Consider the following 15,378-nt stretch of genomic DNA (forward strand, 5'->3'; position numbering starts at 1 on the left):
AAGGAAAACCATCATGCCCACGCAACGGCTTGGAATCATCATGCACGGCGTCACCGGACGCATGGGGATGAACCAGCATCTGATCCGCTCCATCGTCGCTATCCGCGCCCAAGGCGGCGTGACACTATCCAATGGCGATAAGGTCATGCCCGACCCTATCCTGATCGGCCGAAACGCCGAGAAAATCGAAGCCCTGGCTCGCGCGCACGGCATAGAACGATGGGGCACCGACCTGGATGCAGCGCTAGCCAACTCGCAAGACGCCGTTTTCTTTGATGCGGGCACGACGCAGATGCGTCCTGCGCTGCTCGCCCGCGCCATCCAGGCAGGCAAGCACGTCTACTGCGAAAAGCCCATCGCCACGAACCTGAACGAGGCTGTAGAGATCGCGCGACTGGCGCAGCAGGCTGGCCAGGATTACGGCATCAAGCACGGCGCGGTGCAGGACAAGTTGTTCCTGCCGGGCCTGCGCAAGCTCGATATGCTGCGTCGTGCCGGATTCTTCGGCCGCATGCTGTCGGTACGCCTGGAGTTCGGCTACTGGGTATTCGAGGGCGACCTGCAGCCCATTCAACGGCCGAGCTGGAACTATCGCGCCGAAGACGGCGGCGGCATGATCCTGGACATGATGTGCCACTGGCGATACGTCCTGGATAACCTGTTCGGCGAAGTTCAGTCTATCTCATGCCTGGGCACCACGCATATTCCGCAACGCTGGGACGAGGCAGGCAAGCCCTACGCCTGCACAGCGGACGACGCCGCGTATGCGACAGCACAATTGCGCGGCCATGGCGGCGAGCCGGTAATCGCGCAGTTGAACATGAGCTGGGCTACGCGAGTGCGCCGCGATGACCTGGTGACTTTCCACGTCGACGGCACACACGGATCCGCTGTCGCGGGCCTGTCTGATTGCCGCGCCCAATCGCATGTCGCCACGCCGCGCCCGGTCTGGAATCCGGATGTCAAACAAACAATGAACTTCTTTGATCAGTGGCAGGAGATTCCGGACTCGTCAGTCTACGACAACGGGTTCAAGGTTCAGTGGGAACACTTCATCCGCCACGTCGTCGAAGACACGCCTTACACCTGGACATTGCCCGAAGGAGCCAAGGGAGTGCAATTGGTAGAAGCCGCATTGCAAAGCTGGCGCGACCGGCGCTGGATCGATCTCGAACCGCTTTCGATCTAACCGCCACAGGCCGCCTCTTCAGGAGTTCACATGGCATTGACACTATCCCTTCCCGTCTCGAAGGACGCGCCGCTTGCGCCCTATACCTTGCGCGGAATCGTGCCTGCACGCCCGTCCAAGGTCTCTTTCGACCGCATCGCCTACTCGGCCGCCCATGTCGTAGCCGACCCGCTCGCGGCACGTGATCCCTGGGTGCATACCGTTGTCGACTGGGACGCAACCATCGCCTATCGTCAGCATCTCTGGTCGCTGGGATTGGGTGTAGCCGAAGCCATGGACACCGCGCAGCGCGGCATGGGGTTAGACTGGCCGACCTCGCTGGAACTGATTCGCCGATCGCTAGACGCGGCGCGCGACGTGCCGGGCGCGCTGGTGGCCAGCGGTTGCGGCACTGACCACCTGCCTCCCGAGGACGCGACCAGTGTGGACGACGTCATTCGTGCCTATGAAGAACAGATGGCCGCGATCGAAAAACTGGGTGGCCGAATCATTCTCATGGCAAGCCGTGCATTGGCCCGGGTGGCCCGCTCGCCCGATGACTACATTCGCGTTTATGGACGCCTGCTCGAACAAGCCCGCGAACCGGTCATCCTGCACTGGCTGGGCGACATGTTCGACCCCGCGTTGGCAGGTTACTGGGGCACGGAAAATCTGGATCAGGCCACCCAGACCGCGCTGGAGATAATCTCCGCACATGCCAGCAAGGTTGACGGCATCAAGATTTCACTACTTGACGCGCAGCGAGAGATCGCCATGCGCAGACGACTGCCCACTCACGGCGGCAACGACGGTAAAGGCGTGCGTATGTACACGGGCGACGACTTCAATTATGCCCAGCTCATTGCAGGCGACGGCGATGGCGATCATCCACGCCACGGCCACAGCGACGCGCTGCTGGGCATATTCGACGCCATCGCCCCGGTGGCTAGCGCCGCGCTCGGTGAGCTGGCGCAAGGCAATACCGAACGCTTTCACGCACTGATGGCGCCGACAGTCCCACTATCGCGGCACATCTTCCAGGCGCCCACTCGCTTTTACAAAACCGGGATCGTGTTCATGGCCTGGCTCAACGGGTATCAGGATCACTTCACGATGGTCGGCGCTCAACAGGGCGCGCGATCGGTACTGCACCTGGCCGAGCTATTCCGGCTCGCCGATCAAGCGGGGCTGTTGGAACAACCGGAACTGGCGGTGCGCCGCATGCGCACGTTGCTTGCACTGCACGGCATCGAGTAACGACATGCGCGACTTCTCGAACGACCATTCATGGCTCTCCATCAACACGGCGACAGTCCGCAAACAAAAGGGTGTAGAGACGCCCCTGCCACGGATCATTGAGCAATGCGCCGCACGCGGCATACGCGCGATCAGCCCATGGCGGGATCAAGTCGCTGCAGTAGGCCTACCCCAAATCCGCGCCCAATTACGGGACACCGGCATTGCCTTATCGGGTTACTGCAGGGGTGGTTTTTTCACCGGTTCGACGGCTCAATCGCGACAGGCAGCGTTGGATGACAACCGGCATGCCATGGACGAGGCCAAGGCGCTGGATGCACCTTGCCTGGTGCTTGTGGTGGGTGCACTGCCCGGCGCTTTGGAGGGCTCGCCGCATTACAAGGACATCGCCCGAGCACGAGGCGAAGTGCGCGACGGTATCGCCGCATCGCTCGCGTATGCGCGAGAAATCGGCATGCCGCTGGCGATCGAGCCACTGCACCCTATGCAGGCGGCCGACCGCGCCTGCATCAATACGCTGGCCCATGCACTGGACCTGTGCGACGAGCTTGATCCGACTGACGATCACACGACCCCCGCCATGCTGGGCGTCGCCCTGGATGTCTATCATGTCTGGTGGGATCCGGCGCTGCAAAGCCAGATCGCACGCGCCGGCAAACGGCGGCTCATGGCCTACCATGTCTGCGACTGGCGACTGCCCACGCGTCACCTGCTGTCGGACCGCGCCATGATGGGCGACGGCGTCATCGAGCTGCGCAAGATACGTGGATGGGTGGAGGCAGCGGGGTACGCGGGATACAGCGAAGTCGAAATTTTTTCCGAAATGGACTGGTGGCAACGGCCCGGTGGGCAGGTGCTCGACGTGTGCATCGAACGCCATCGGGAGGTGGTCTAACGGAGGCTCCTTACGTTGAACGTTAGGCACATACAGCTCGCCATCTTGCAAATGCGCGGGCTTCGGTCAGTTCGTTTCCGACGTGCTCTCAGTTCTGTTAATCTCACGGCATGTCCCAGAGCAAACAGGAACCGATCGCCTTCCGCAACGCTGCAGAATTGAGCGAGTGGTTGATGAGCCATCATCAGCACTGCAGCGAGGTGTGGATACGGATCTTCAAGAAAGGGTCCGGCCAGCAGTCAGTCACGTGGGCGGATTGCGTGATCGAGGCCATTCGCTTTGGCTGGATCGATGGAAAAAAGCTGCCGCTAGATGAGGCTTCGTTTCTACAACGCCTAACGCCTCGAAAGCAGAAGTCAAACTGGTCAGCCAAAAATCGCGAACATGCGACTCGGCTCATCGCAGAGGGACGAATGACGCCCGCAGGCCTCGCCCATGTCGAAGCGGCAAAGGCTGGCGGCCAATGGGACAGCGCCTACGAAGGCTCCGCCACCATGACCATCCCGCAAGACTTCCTGGATGCTCTGGAAGCAATGCCGGTGGCTAGGGCCTTTTTCCAGACACTAGATCGGAGGAATCTCTATTCGATCTACTATCGGCTTCACACGGCCAAACGCGCCGAGACGCGCGCCAGAAGATTGGCGCAAATCCTTGCCCAGCTTGATCGCGGCGAGCGCTTCCATTGAGAAAAAGTACACAAAAAACTGTAAAGCTCATCCAGTGCGAGGAGCAAGCAGCAATGACCGTCAATGAGGCCGGTAAGAAGCCGTTTTTTCACCACACTTTGACTCGCCGCTTGGCCGTATACCTTTTTTATCCATTCAAAGACATCGGCTTGTCCCCGCCAGGAGGCAGCCCGAAAAGACTTCTTACCCAATTGAGGAATGCTCCATAGGGGCGCCCTAAAAAAAGCATCATGACGGCGGCCCCCAGAACCCCACGCAGCAATCCGCTCCCAGAAGCCCCACTAAACGCAATGATCGCGGCGTAAATCGGAACCTGAAAGCTCATGAGAGCCAAGCTGTCCCATAAAAGACGGGACAGCCGAGTTTCCTTGGCATGGCGCATTATCCAATCCCGCCATATCCCGTAGGGCCTGCCGACCGGGATCATCAGCGCGCCGCCCAACAGTCGCGCATGCAGCACTTGCTCCCATGTCATTCCTGCGATGAAGCGCTCGTTGATAATCCCTGTCGTGGTAAAGAACAGGATCAGTGCCAAGGTATCGGCAATATAGGCTCGCCTGGTATGGGGTACGGATTCTTGTAAATTCGCCAATGTGGTGCAATCCTGAAATATCGATGTTGTTAAGTCAGTAGCCTCAGCTCAACCTCTACCAGTCCGCGGCTTCCTTTGCAATGATCCCGGTGCACCAGTCAATGAACGCGCGAATGGCTGGAGAAAGATGACGGCTCTGAGGATACAGAATGGAAATGGGCTCGGTCGACGCTTCGGCATGCTCCAGCAGCCTGATCAGCCGACCCTCCGCGATATGCTGGCGCACCATATAGCTCGCGACACGGATCAAGCCAAAGCCAGCCACACCGGCTGCGACATAAGCATCAGTATCGTTCACGCTGATGCGGCTCGCAATCGGAACCGTGATGATCTGCGAACCCTCGCGGAGAGTCCAACTGGTGGCACGACCAGAACGGCTGCCTATGTACCCCACGGCCGTATGTTTCTTCAGCGCAGCGACCCTAGTGGGCATGCCATGCCGCTTGAGGTAATCCGGTGAGCCGCATAGGTACCAATGAAATTGTCCTATGCGCCGCGCGACCAGTCGCGATGGCTGCGGCGTTCCGGTCCTGATGACGCAATCGATACCCTGCTGGACGATGTCTACGGTGGCATCGGACAGATGGAAATCTACGTCGATTGCGGGATAGCGATCCGTAAAGTCCCGCAAGACAGGAATGATGAAATTCTTGGCTAACGTAGGGGTGGTGCCTATCCTGATGGATCCACGCAGCACGCCTGAATGCTGCGCGGCCATTTCCTCTGTCAACTGCACATCCCGCAAGAGCGCCTTACAGCCATCGTAATAACGCAGGCCGGCATCTGTGACGCTCAGCGCGCGCGTCGTTCTGTTCAGCAGTCGCACGCCAAGATGCGATTCGAGTTCCTTGATCGTGCGCGTCACGGTGGAAGGCAGCACCTGCATTGTGTCGGCAGCGTTCTTGAAACTGCCAGCCTCGATCACTCGCACGAAGGTTTCCATGGCCTGTAGTCGATCCATGCGATGCCGCTCCTCGATGTGGTCATGGCATGGCGAGTCCGGAGAACGTTCGCGCGTTGCAATGACGTAGACAGGGCCGAATATTATTGCATTAATTCAAATTATTAATTTTTCTAGCCAGGCTTTATCGCCACCTCGTTTTGGCTCATCATCAGTCCATGCATCCCGAAATCTCGGGAAAAAAAGGCATTTGTCGAAAATCCGAATCATTGAAACCTCTTAGTTCCATTCGGATTCGTATGTTCGGCTACGGCGATTACATCGATTTTATTAAGGAATCCTCTAATGAATCGTAGTGAACCCAAGCGGCAGCGCGTGCTTGTTCTGGGGGCTGGTCAGCTCGGGATAGCGGTGTTGCGCGCGCTCGGTCCTCGTGCCCACAGCTCGCAGATATCGGTGACTGCCCTGGTATCTCCGAATACGGTCAATCACCCATCGGCGCGAGATACCGAAACGCTCGCTGAGCTTCGCGGTCTGGGCATCGAGGTCATAGGCTTTGACCTGGCGGCTGACGAGGCATCGCTGTCGACGCTTTTTGAGAGCTACGACACAGTCTTGAATTGCTCGGGTTTCGTGGCTGGCCCTGGCACGCAGTTAAAGATCAGCAGAGCCGTGTTGACAGCGAAGGTCAGGCGCTATTTCCCGTGGCAGTTCGGCGTCGACTATGACGTCGTTGGCAATGGAAGCGGGCAGCCCGTATTCGACGAACAATATGCGGTGCGGCAATTGTTGCGCAGCCAACAAGACACAGAGTGGGTGATCGTGTCGACGGGAATGTTCACGAGTTTCCTGTTTGAGCCGGCGTTCGATGTCGTGAATCTGGAACGAAAGACCATTCACGGCCTGGGCAGTTGGGAAACAAAAGTCACCGTGACCACTCCCGAGGATATCGGTTTGCTCACCACAGAGATCCTGCTGGCCGAGCCAAGGATTACCAACGAAGTCGTCTACGTCGCTGGTGACACGATCTCATATGGGCGGTTGGCAGAAGTGATTGAACGCGTCACGGGTCGAGCTTTTGAGAAGACCGTATGGACTCTGGAAAAATTGCGAACCGATCTGGCCCAAACTCCTGATGACGTGATGACACGCTATCGGGCGGCGTTCGCCTTGGGCGATGGGATGTGGTGGGAAAAGTCCCAGACCTTCAATGCCCGACACAGCTATGAGACGATCGACGTCGAACGCTACTTGAGGGCGAAGCTGGGCTCGTGACCTTGGAAGACATCGGCCAGCGTTGGTTATCCTGTGATCAGGACTCCTCAGACTCTCGTGCAGTCTGTTGACTGCGCCATTGGCTGGCGCTGCAGCCGAACGAACTCTGAAACCACCGGGAAAACGAACTCAGGCTTTCAAACCCGGTCTGGTCTGCAATCATAGCCAGCGAACTGCTAGTTTCCGCCAACGCCCTAGACGCGATATCCGCCCGCACGCACTGGAGTATGCGTGAGAAGGTGGCCTTCTCATGCGACAAATGCCGACTCATCGTCCGGCGGTCCATGTTGAAATGGGCGGCCAACGATTCCGCATCACAGCTGCCCTCGTCCAACATCTTTCTGATCTGGCGCTCCACCTTGTTCGAAAAGCTGGTCACCGAACGTTTCATGATGGGCGTCAGCTGTTGCATGGCCAAGCGCCTCAGAAACGGGGATGAGGTCACCGGCGTGCGCTGCAGGATGCTTTCATTAATGACGAGCCCGGACAAGACCTGTTTGTATTGCACCGGACACTTAAAGAATCGCTGAAATACCCGCATATTTGGCGGCTTGGCGAATGCCAGAGCAATCATGTCGGGTTGGAAGTCTGTGCCCAACAACCAGCGCACCAGCATCGTAACGCCCACCAATGCGAATTGGGTGCATTGAAAGGACTCTTCTCGAGTGCGTGCCGAGATCTCTATCACTACCAGCGGATTCTGAAACCGCTTATCCAGCTGGATAAAGGTCCCATCGGCATGCAAGGTCAAATGGGATGTATAGAAATTGATCGCTTGCTCAACAGTCTCGGCCTCTCGCATCAACAGCGTAACCTCGCCCAGGTTGGGCATGCCGCGTTGAATTGCAGCGCGTGTCGCGAAGTCTGGACAACCGGACACTCGAGCACACTCGGCCAGAAGTTTGAGGAATGCGTCGAAGGAAATCTGGGTTTCCAGATCCTCCATGCAGGCGATATCCAGGCCCACGCTGGTCAACATCTTTGCGGGGTCCAATCCCACCGCGCGGGCTGCGTCGGGAAAACCTACCAGCGTGGCGCTGCGGATCGTTCTTCTGTTTCGCGCTTCCATTGCTTATTCCCCAACCGACGAGGCCGATGGCAGTACGAATCATAATAGATTTGCGGCTGCGATCGGCCTGCGCTGCACAGGCATGTCCTTGCCGGCGATCACTTCAGTTTGGCAAAGGCGGTTTCTCGCGCGAAAAGTGTGACTATGCCTGACAACAATGCACCGCCCATCAGGTAGTAAACGGGTGCAATCGGCGTCTCGAACTTCTGGATCAACCATACCGCTACGAACGGCGCGAAGCCTCCAAATAACGTCACCGATACGCCGTAGCCGATACTCATCCAAGTCGTGCGATTGCGAGTCGGGAACATCTCGACCAACGTCGTTGGCAATCCACCCGCGATGGCCGCGAGGATCACCGAGAATATGCATTGCACCATCAGCAGGTCTTTTAATGTTGCGGGCGTCAAAGACACCAGATGGTTAAAAGCCGGGTAAGAGGCGAGCAATGCAAATACGCAGGAAAACATCAGGACGGTCTTGCGGCCTATCAGATCGGATATCTGGCCAAACACTGGCGTCAGCGCCGCCAGCAGCAATAGTCCCACGGTATTAGCCCACAATGCCTCGGATGCCGTCACCTGCAGATTCGATGTCACCCACGTAGGCATGTAGAACAACAGTATGTAGAAGCTGACATTGGACAGCACCGACATGCCACATGCTCTGACCGACAGCTTGAACCCCGCGCCATCCTGCAGCATGGGGACAGGACGCTCTTGCAACGCCGCCGCTTGCTCGAAAGCGGGCGTCTCGTCGATGGATCTGCGCATCCACAGTGCAAAGGGTCCGATGACGCAGCCGATGATAAAGGGCATGCGCCATCCCCACTCGAGCATTTCTTCAGGCGTTAATAGTGAATTGAGCACAGCGGCCACACCGGATCCCAACAACAGGCCGCCAACGACACCGACCATGTGCAGGCTGCCGTACAGGCCGCGACGTCGTTCTGGCGCCCATTCGACGATGAAGCTGATCGCCCCACTCCATTCACCACCTGCCGAGAACCCCTGTAGCAAACGCGCCAACACCAGTAGTGCCGGCGCGATGATGCCCGCGCTTGCGTACGTAGGCAGTATCGCCAACAGCAGCGTGCCCGCAGCCATCATATAGACGGTCAGTAACAGCGCAGCCTTGCGGCCGCGGGTATCGCCAATGCGGCCGATGACAATACTGCCCAGAGGGCGGGCGACAAACCCAACGCCGAATACGGCAAACGACGCCAACAAGGCCGTTGCAGGATCGCTGGATGGAAAGAAGTTCTTTGCGATCAGGCCCGCAACGAATGCGTAGACGGCAAAGTCGTACCACTCCAATACGTTGCCCATCACTGGCGCCAGAATCGTGCGTACGCTCGCGATACTGCGCCGCGTCGTCGTATTCGACAACGCTTGGTGAGCGGCCGCATTGACCGCGGGTGTTTGTGTAGACATTTCGCCCTCGAGATGTTGGTTAGGACCAGCGTTCTTGTTTCTTGTGAGGACGCAACCTATCTTCCGATTTTATGTTTCGTACCTGTCTGGAGTAATTGGCTGCGCTTAGGCGCCATAGTGATCCAGTTGCCAAAACACTCTTGTCAGAATGGGACATGCACTTGTCGGATTGGGGCAAGTCATATTGGGGGAATCACTGATTCGGACGACCACGATATCGGTATCGCAGGGAATCAAGACCGTGGTCCATAGGGGCGCAGACTACGCAGAGACTTCAGGGGCGAACCCGCGTGGCATGGGAAAGCTTTTTCCATGGCAGATCACCCGGATCGGCCGCCAGCATACCGGGCGCCAAAGCATACAGAATATCGGTGTCAGGGGTTTCCACGACTGCTTCGAAATCGGCACGGAAATGCTGCGTGCTCTTGACGACGATAATCTTCATTTCCTCCGGGTTGATACCCACCATCCGGAAAAGCTCGCGGTCCTGGGCCCCGATCCGGCCGCTCGCCACGACAATCAACACGCCATCGATTTCCAAACAGGCGCTAGGACCGAGCCGAGTTTGAAAGCCGGTCATCTTGGGCCCCTTGAACGTCGTCACGCCGTCTGACAAAGCCAGGATACGGAATGTCCCGGAAACGGGAGGTTCGCTCGGCCCTGTCGGCGTCTCTACAGATTCGCCGAGTTGGATTTCCAGCGTCTGTCCGACTCCTGCTCGGTGCGCGGCAGCAGCGGCCTGAGGATCATAGAGCACGCCTAGCGTTACGCGCCCTGGAAACACCTCGCCAGCCTTGGCATCCAGCAACGCGTGCAACATTCCGGTTGTCGAACTGGTGCCGCCAATGCCAGGATTGTCTTGTGTATCAGCGATCACAATAGCGCGGCGAGCTGACGCGGCGCGCTCCAGGCCGGAGATGACAGCCTCCCTTGCTTTCAGTGCCTTCAAGCGCCATTGCTCAGGTTCCGCGATCCGCTTTAGCAAGGTCGCGATGGCTTCCTCCGCACGATCACCATGAGACCACAACACGGGAGCGCACTCTTCGAAATCCGAAGACGGAAATCCCATGCAAAAACTGGTCATCGTGCCTAAGCGTTCGTCGATGTCGCTCAACAACTCATAGGCGCCTTTTGCCGGGTCGGATGCGGTGCCTTGAGAATTAACCGGAATCAGATAGGGTAACCGTTCTACGCGGAGCTTTTCACGCGCGCCGTTGCGCAGATACCGGTCCAGCAACTCTGCGGCACGCTCGCCGGTTTTCACGTAATCAATGTGCGGGTATGTACGAAACGCAACCAGGCCATCCGCCTGTTCAAGCATGGCCTTTGTGACGTTCGCATGCAGATCCAGACTGACCACAATAGGAACTGACGGACCTACCACTCGACGAATGCGTGTCAGTAGCTCACCCTCCGCATCGTCGAACGATTGCGCCATTGCCGCGCCATGCAATTCGAGATAAATCGCGTCGTATTCCATACGCTCCGCGTCAGCCACGATAGTTTCACAAATACGTTCAAATGCCTCATCGGTAACATAAGAAGAAGGCACCGCCCCACACCACAGGCTAGGCACCAAGGTCCAGCCGCGCTGTTGCGCTTGGCGTGCAAAGCCTGTCGCCGAAATCTCGACCTTCATCACCATGTCAAGCATGAGCTCGCCATGAGTGGGAGGCGGAAAGCTCTCTCCACGCTCGAATGCGGCCCAATCGGCCAAGTGCGCAGCAAAGGTGTTGGTTTCGTGCTTGAACCCCGCTACAAAGACTCGCAAAGCTGATGTCATTGTTTTTCCCCGTTCGCCAATACATAGGCAACGATCTCGTCATGCCGCGCAAACCACACTCCGCCCGGCAGCGTCTTGGCGTACTTGATTAACTCGTCCAGAATCCAGATCCGAGATCGGTTGGTAATTACATGCGGATGCATGGTGAGTTCGAACAGACCGCCTTCTGTATAGGCGGCGTCCAATTCACGCTTGAAGATGTCAAACACATCGGCGGGCGGGGTGTAGGGTCGCAGCCCCTGGAACCGATGCATCAGGAAATAGACCGCATCATCGCGCACCCAATCGAAGGGAATCTCGACGATGCCGGTGGCCTCTCCGTGCATCTCCAGCTCGTAGCAATCGTCATCGGCTGCCAGTGACGAATCGTACGAAATGCCTAACTCACGCAACAGTTGCAGTGTGTTTTCGGAGAAATCTGCCGAGGGCGAACGAAAGCCCGTGGGGCGCTTTCCCGTCACCTTTTCCAACGCGTCAAGCGAGCGCAGCATCAGGCTCCGCTCGTCCTCCATGCTGAGATTGGAGTTCAACTCGTGGATCCAGCCATGGATGCCGATCTCGTGTCCGGCTGCGATTACCTTTCTCTGCTCTTCGGGGTATAGCAACGCTGTTACGGCCGGGACATAGAAACTGGCTGGGATCGCGTGTTTTTCCAGCAGATCCAAGATACGAGGGACGCCGACTCGGTGGCCGTACTGGCCCCACGCAAGACGGTTGATCGAGCGACCACCGTCGCGCAGTTCGTTGGTCTCATGATCTGAGTCGAAGGCCAACGCGATAGCTAGTTGTGCGCCGTTTTTCCATTTCTGGGGACGTAGCCGCCGCCCTGCTCTGACGCGGCTGACTAAACGCCGCCATTCCTGTTCCGGCCATTGCCAGGGTTGGATCTTGTTTTGATCGTTCATAACGGACTCCTATCCGCGCGTAGCGCACGGTGTTGGCTAAGTTGCGAACACTTTAGGAGCCCTGATTAAAGTCGATTGACGAAACGGGACAAGATTTTTTCAGATCGCGCCAAAACCGGATGAAATGCGATGCGCCAAGAAATACTCGAAAACTAGGCGTGCTCCCAAGCATGCACTAGCAAACGATCCCGTACCCCTTTCCCGTCAATACAACGCTCAATTTCACGCTCCATCAAATAAAAAACAAAACCTACTATTAGTAGGTTACTATCGGTAGGTTAACTTCCGATGGAGTAACCAACCATGCATGCCCTTATCGTCGTCGCACATCCCGACCCAGCATCGCTGACCCATGCGGTCGCCGCCCGGATAGCAGAGGGCATCACCGCGTCAAACCCTCAGAACACTTTCGAAATCGCCGACCTGGCCGCAGAGGGCTTTGACCCGCGGTTTACCGAGGCGGACGTAGCCCTGCATTTGAAGGAAGCGGCGCCCTCGCCTGATGTCGCGGCAGAGCACGCACGTATCGACCGCGCGGACGCTCTGGTATTGGCCTATCCTGTGTATTGGTGGTCTTTCCCTGCATTGCTCAAAGGATGGATCGACCGAGTATTCACCCAGGGCTGGGCGTATGAGGAAGACGCAGATGGCAAGCTCGTCAAGAAACTGCATCGCCTGCCAATACATCTGATCGGACTGGGCGGCGCCAGCCGGCGCACATATTCCCGGCACGGGTACTCCGATGCGATGAAGACTCAAATCGACCACGGGATCTTCGGCTATTGTGGTGCGCGTGTTGCGACGTCGGAGTTGCTGCTTGCGTCCGATGCCGGATTCCCCGCGGCGCACCTCGATATGGCGCGAGCAATCGGTAATGGGATTTTCGCTTCCCATACCGCTACAGAGGCAGAGGCGATCGAGATATGAAAAATCGTTCACAGGAATCCCCACCACGCCGGGCCGCGTCGGCTGCGCCTCGCCGCCTATCCAAGGAAGCGCGGCTGCGCCAACTGCTGGATGTGTCGTGGAAACTGATCAGCGACGAAGGCACAGATGCGCTAACACTGGGACGGCTGGCTGCGGAAGCCGGGGTGACCAAGCCCGTGGCCTATGACCACTTCGGTACGCGCAATGGGCTGTTGGCCGCGCTCTATGAGGATTACGATATCCGCCAGACTGCGCTGATTGATGCGGCAATTGCCGCGAGCAAACCGAGCTTGAACGAAAAGGCGCGCGTTATCGCCGCCAGCTACGTTAATTGCGTGCTGACCCAGGGGCGCGAGATTCCAGAACTGCTCGCAGCCCTCAGCGGCTCTGCAGAACTCGCTGTGGTCAAGCGCCAGTACCAACTGGCATTCATCGAAAAGTGCAAGCAGATCCTTGCACCTTTTTCTGGTACGCAAGGCGTGTCGCAGACCAGTCTATGGGCGATGCTTGGGGCCGCCGATGCGCTTTCTCAGGCGGCCGTCGTCGGAGACATCAGCGAACAACAAGCGCAGGACGAGTTGGCGGAAACCATCCGTGCGATGGTCAAGCGCAGCAAGTAAGAGCATCCCGGAACAACAGTGCCGCCCGGATAAAAATATGCAACGCAAGGAGCGCAAGGTGAAAAACAGATCGGTCGCTATCGTCATTCACGAGGGCGTACAGGCGTTGGATGTTGCAGGCCCGGTCGACACATTTCATGAGGCCAATGGCCATTTGAAAGATGAGGACCGGTATGAAATAGTCCTCGTTGCGGCTAGTCGAGCTCCCCTTCATGCTTCCAATCGAATGCGGTTGATCGCAGATATGACGTTTGGCGAAGCCTCGCGGCCGTTCGATATCGTGCTAGTCGCTGGCGGGCCTGCATTGCCAGACGCGGCGCCGGACCTTCAGCTCAACGAGTGGCTGCGACGAGCGGCAAGCCATGCCGAGCTCTATGGTTCTATCTGCACCGGCGCCTTTATCTTGGGCCACGCAGGACTGCTCGAACAACATCGCGTCACGACACACTGGCAGAACGCAGGGAAATTGGCAACCATGTTTCCCGGGTCAAACGTCGAAGCCGATGCCATCTACATCCGCGACGGCCGCCTGATCACGTCCGCCGGTGTCACGGCCGGGATAGACATGACACTCGCGCTCATCCGCGAATTCCATGGGCGCGACATTGCCCTGGCAGTGGCCAAGCGGTTGGTCGTGGTGGCACAGCGTCAGGGCGGCCAATCGCAATTCAGTCCCTTCCTGACTGCAACTCAGGATCCAGACTCGCCCGTGGCGCGGATCCAGACGTTAATCACGGCAGACATTCAAAAACGACACACCCTTGCGTCGCTGGCGGCTGAGGTATCGATGAGCCCCCGTAATCTCACTCGGCATTTCATACAGGAAACCGGCGTTACGCCGCACGAATTTATACAACGCATACGTGTCGATGCTGCGCGCACGATACTGGAAGCAAGCGATAGCCCTCTGAAGTCAGTCGCCTATGCCTGCGGTTTCGGCGCTGCGGATCGCATGCGCATTGTTTTCAAGGAACGGCTAGGCGTGACGCCTGCGCAGTATCGCGCCAGCTTCAGACAATGAGTGAAGCCTGCCTCGAACGCGTCGTGGAGAAAGCAGATCTGCCGCGCGCCCTGATTCTCGGTATACACTCGGCGTTCGAGGAGCGCCTAGCCCATTAGGTCAGCTTGGCCAGGCTGAGCCTCGAATAATTGAGCAGAAATTCATTCTCTGGTAGCTCTGGTCCTTGAGCTCGAGCACATCAGCTTTCACGTTGCCGAACGTCGTCAGCGGCTTATGGCGTATGCCGTCCGCAAAATGATCAATGATATTTTCTTTAAAGTTCAGCCCGCGCGGATGACACTTACATACGTGCTCGCGCTGGTCATGAGTGAAATCGTTATAAGCAATGCCGAGCACATCCATTTCTACCCCAGCCGTTACCAGGGCAACGGTGGGTCGCATATGCTCGGGGATTCCTGGTGTCGTATGTAATGCGATCGCCGTCCAGACATCTTCGATGTCGCGTTCGGAAACGCCATAGCTCTTCATGAAGTCGCGCGCGGCGTTCGCACCATCAACCTCAAAGCGCAAATCGGGACTGGAATATGTTTTTGCCAGCCCCATATCGTGAAACATGGCACCCAGATACAGCAGCTCCGGATCAAAATCCAGGCCACGACGCTCCCCAGTCAACGCCCCCCAACAGAACACTCGCCGACTGTGGTGATAGAGAAGATCATCCTCCGTGTCGCGAACGAGTTGAGTGGCGGCGCGTGCGATAGCACTGTCCGGGATGTGGATACCGGCGATAGTTTCGGTCATGAACGAATGCTCCGAGTGAGTTAACAATCTGACAACGGATCTTCATTTCATCACTCGGCCTGGCGGTCCACAACGAGCGCGTTACAGCGAAATTGGACAAACTTG

At 57.6% G+C, this 15,378-nt stretch carries 15 protein-coding genes; 8 read left to right on the plus strand and 7 right to left on the minus strand.

Annotated features, from left to right (window positions below; translation table 11 throughout):
• The first annotated feature begins 13 nt into the window (after window positions 1–13).
• The 4 genes from ACNA0I_RS01980 (at window position 14) to ACNA0I_RS01995 (ending at window position 4,006) form a co-directional block, all read left to right on the plus strand.
• The gene (locus tag ACNA0I_RS01980) at window positions 14–1,189 is read left to right on the plus strand and encodes a Gfo/Idh/MocA family protein (protein ID WP_415804375.1); all 1,176 of its coding nucleotides are present in this window, start codon (window positions 14–16) and stop codon (window positions 1,187–1,189) included.
• Window positions 1,190–1,219: 30 nt separating this feature from the next.
• Entirely contained in the window at window positions 1,220–2,425 is a 1,206-nt protein-coding gene (locus ACNA0I_RS01985; RefSeq protein ID WP_415804376.1) for a dihydrodipicolinate synthase family protein, read from the plus strand.
• A gap of 4 nt (window positions 2,426–2,429) precedes the next feature.
• Complete coding sequence (locus ACNA0I_RS01990) at window positions 2,430–3,320, plus strand: sugar phosphate isomerase/epimerase family protein (RefSeq protein ID WP_415804377.1); 891 nt, start codon at window positions 2,430–2,432, stop codon at window positions 3,318–3,320.
• 110 nt (window positions 3,321–3,430) lie between these two features.
• Window positions 3,431–4,006 carry a YdeI/OmpD-associated family protein gene (locus ACNA0I_RS01995; protein WP_415804378.1) on the plus strand — a complete coding sequence of 192 codons (576 nt, stop codon included), beginning with the start codon at window positions 3,431–3,433 and terminating at the stop codon, window positions 4,004–4,006.
• 127 nt (window positions 4,007–4,133) lie between these two features.
• On the opposite strand, the gene alaE is transcribed toward ACNA0I_RS01995, so the two are convergent.
• Together alaE and ACNA0I_RS02005 are read right to left on the minus strand one after the other, a co-directional pair.
• Window positions 4,134–4,598, minus strand: coding sequence for an L-alanine exporter AlaE (gene alaE / locus ACNA0I_RS02000; RefSeq protein ID WP_415804379.1), 465 nt, complete (start codon window positions 4,596–4,598; stop codon window positions 4,134–4,136).
• A gap of 55 nt (window positions 4,599–4,653) precedes the next feature.
• Window positions 4,654–5,559 carry a LysR substrate-binding domain-containing protein gene (locus ACNA0I_RS02005; protein WP_415804380.1) on the minus strand — a complete coding sequence of 302 codons (906 nt, stop codon included), beginning with the start codon at window positions 5,557–5,559 and terminating at the stop codon, window positions 4,654–4,656.
• Window positions 5,560–5,844: 285 nt separating this feature from the next.
• Between ACNA0I_RS02005 and ACNA0I_RS02010 the strand changes: the two genes are divergently transcribed.
• On the plus strand, window positions 5,845–6,774 hold the full coding sequence (locus ACNA0I_RS02010) for an aromatic alcohol reductase (RefSeq protein WP_415804381.1): 930 nt from the start codon (window positions 5,845–5,847) through the stop codon (window positions 6,772–6,774).
• Between the two features lie 37 nt (window positions 6,775–6,811).
• Here the strand turns inward: ACNA0I_RS02010 and ACNA0I_RS02015 are convergent, their stop codons facing one another.
• The 4 genes from ACNA0I_RS02015 to ACNA0I_RS02030 all read right to left on the minus strand — a co-directional run bounded on the left by ACNA0I_RS02015 (window position 6,812) and on the right by ACNA0I_RS02030 (window position 11,964).
• Complete coding sequence (locus tag ACNA0I_RS02015; RefSeq protein WP_415804382.1) at window positions 6,812–7,843, minus strand: AraC family transcriptional regulator; 1,032 nt, start codon at window positions 7,841–7,843, stop codon at window positions 6,812–6,814.
• 98 nt (window positions 7,844–7,941) lie between these two features.
• Window positions 7,942–9,276, minus strand: a complete 1,335-nt coding sequence (locus tag ACNA0I_RS02020) for an MFS transporter (protein WP_415804383.1) — start codon at window positions 9,274–9,276, stop codon at window positions 7,942–7,944.
• A gap of 274 nt (window positions 9,277–9,550) precedes the next feature.
• On the minus strand, window positions 9,551–11,059 hold the full coding sequence (locus ACNA0I_RS02025; RefSeq protein ID WP_415804384.1) for a M81 family metallopeptidase: 1,509 nt from the start codon (window positions 11,057–11,059) through the stop codon (window positions 9,551–9,553).
• The gene (locus tag ACNA0I_RS02030; RefSeq protein WP_415804385.1) at window positions 11,056–11,964 is read right to left on the minus strand and encodes a polysaccharide deacetylase family protein; all 909 of its coding nucleotides are present in this window, start codon (window positions 11,962–11,964) and stop codon (window positions 11,056–11,058) included. The genes ACNA0I_RS02025 and ACNA0I_RS02030 overlap by 4 nt, the downstream gene beginning before the upstream one ends.
• 303 nt (window positions 11,965–12,267) lie before the next feature.
• Here ACNA0I_RS02030 and ACNA0I_RS02035 point away from each other — a divergent pair, with 303 nt between their 5' ends.
• From ACNA0I_RS02035 to ACNA0I_RS02045, 3 genes are read left to right on the plus strand one after another with little or no spacing between them, the layout of a single operon-like run.
• A complete protein-coding gene (locus tag ACNA0I_RS02035; RefSeq protein ID WP_415804386.1) occupies window positions 12,268–12,891 on the plus strand; it encodes an NAD(P)H-dependent oxidoreductase in 624 nt (207 codons plus the stop codon).
• Window positions 12,888–13,511 (plus strand): TetR/AcrR family transcriptional regulator, encoded by a 624-nt coding sequence (locus ACNA0I_RS02040; RefSeq protein ID WP_415804387.1) that lies wholly within the window; start codon window positions 12,888–12,890, stop codon window positions 13,509–13,511. Before ACNA0I_RS02035 ends, ACNA0I_RS02040 begins: the two co-directional genes overlap by 4 nt.
• A 58-nt stretch (window positions 13,512–13,569) precedes the next feature.
• Window positions 13,570–14,532 carry a GlxA family transcriptional regulator gene (locus tag ACNA0I_RS02045; protein WP_415804388.1) on the plus strand — a complete coding sequence of 321 codons (963 nt, stop codon included), beginning with the start codon at window positions 13,570–13,572 and terminating at the stop codon, window positions 14,530–14,532.
• A gap of 99 nt (window positions 14,533–14,631) precedes the next feature.
• Here ACNA0I_RS02045 and ACNA0I_RS02050 read toward each other — a convergent pair whose 3' ends face one another.
• A complete protein-coding gene (locus ACNA0I_RS02050) occupies window positions 14,632–15,273 on the minus strand; it encodes an HD domain-containing protein (protein WP_415804389.1) in 642 nt (213 codons plus the stop codon).
• Window positions 15,274–15,378 lie beyond the last annotated feature (105 nt).

The organism is Bordetella muralis (assembly GCF_965139205.1).
In the GTDB taxonomy this organism is placed as follows: Bacteria; Pseudomonadota; Gammaproteobacteria; order Burkholderiales; family Burkholderiaceae_B; genus Bordetella_A; species Bordetella_A muralis.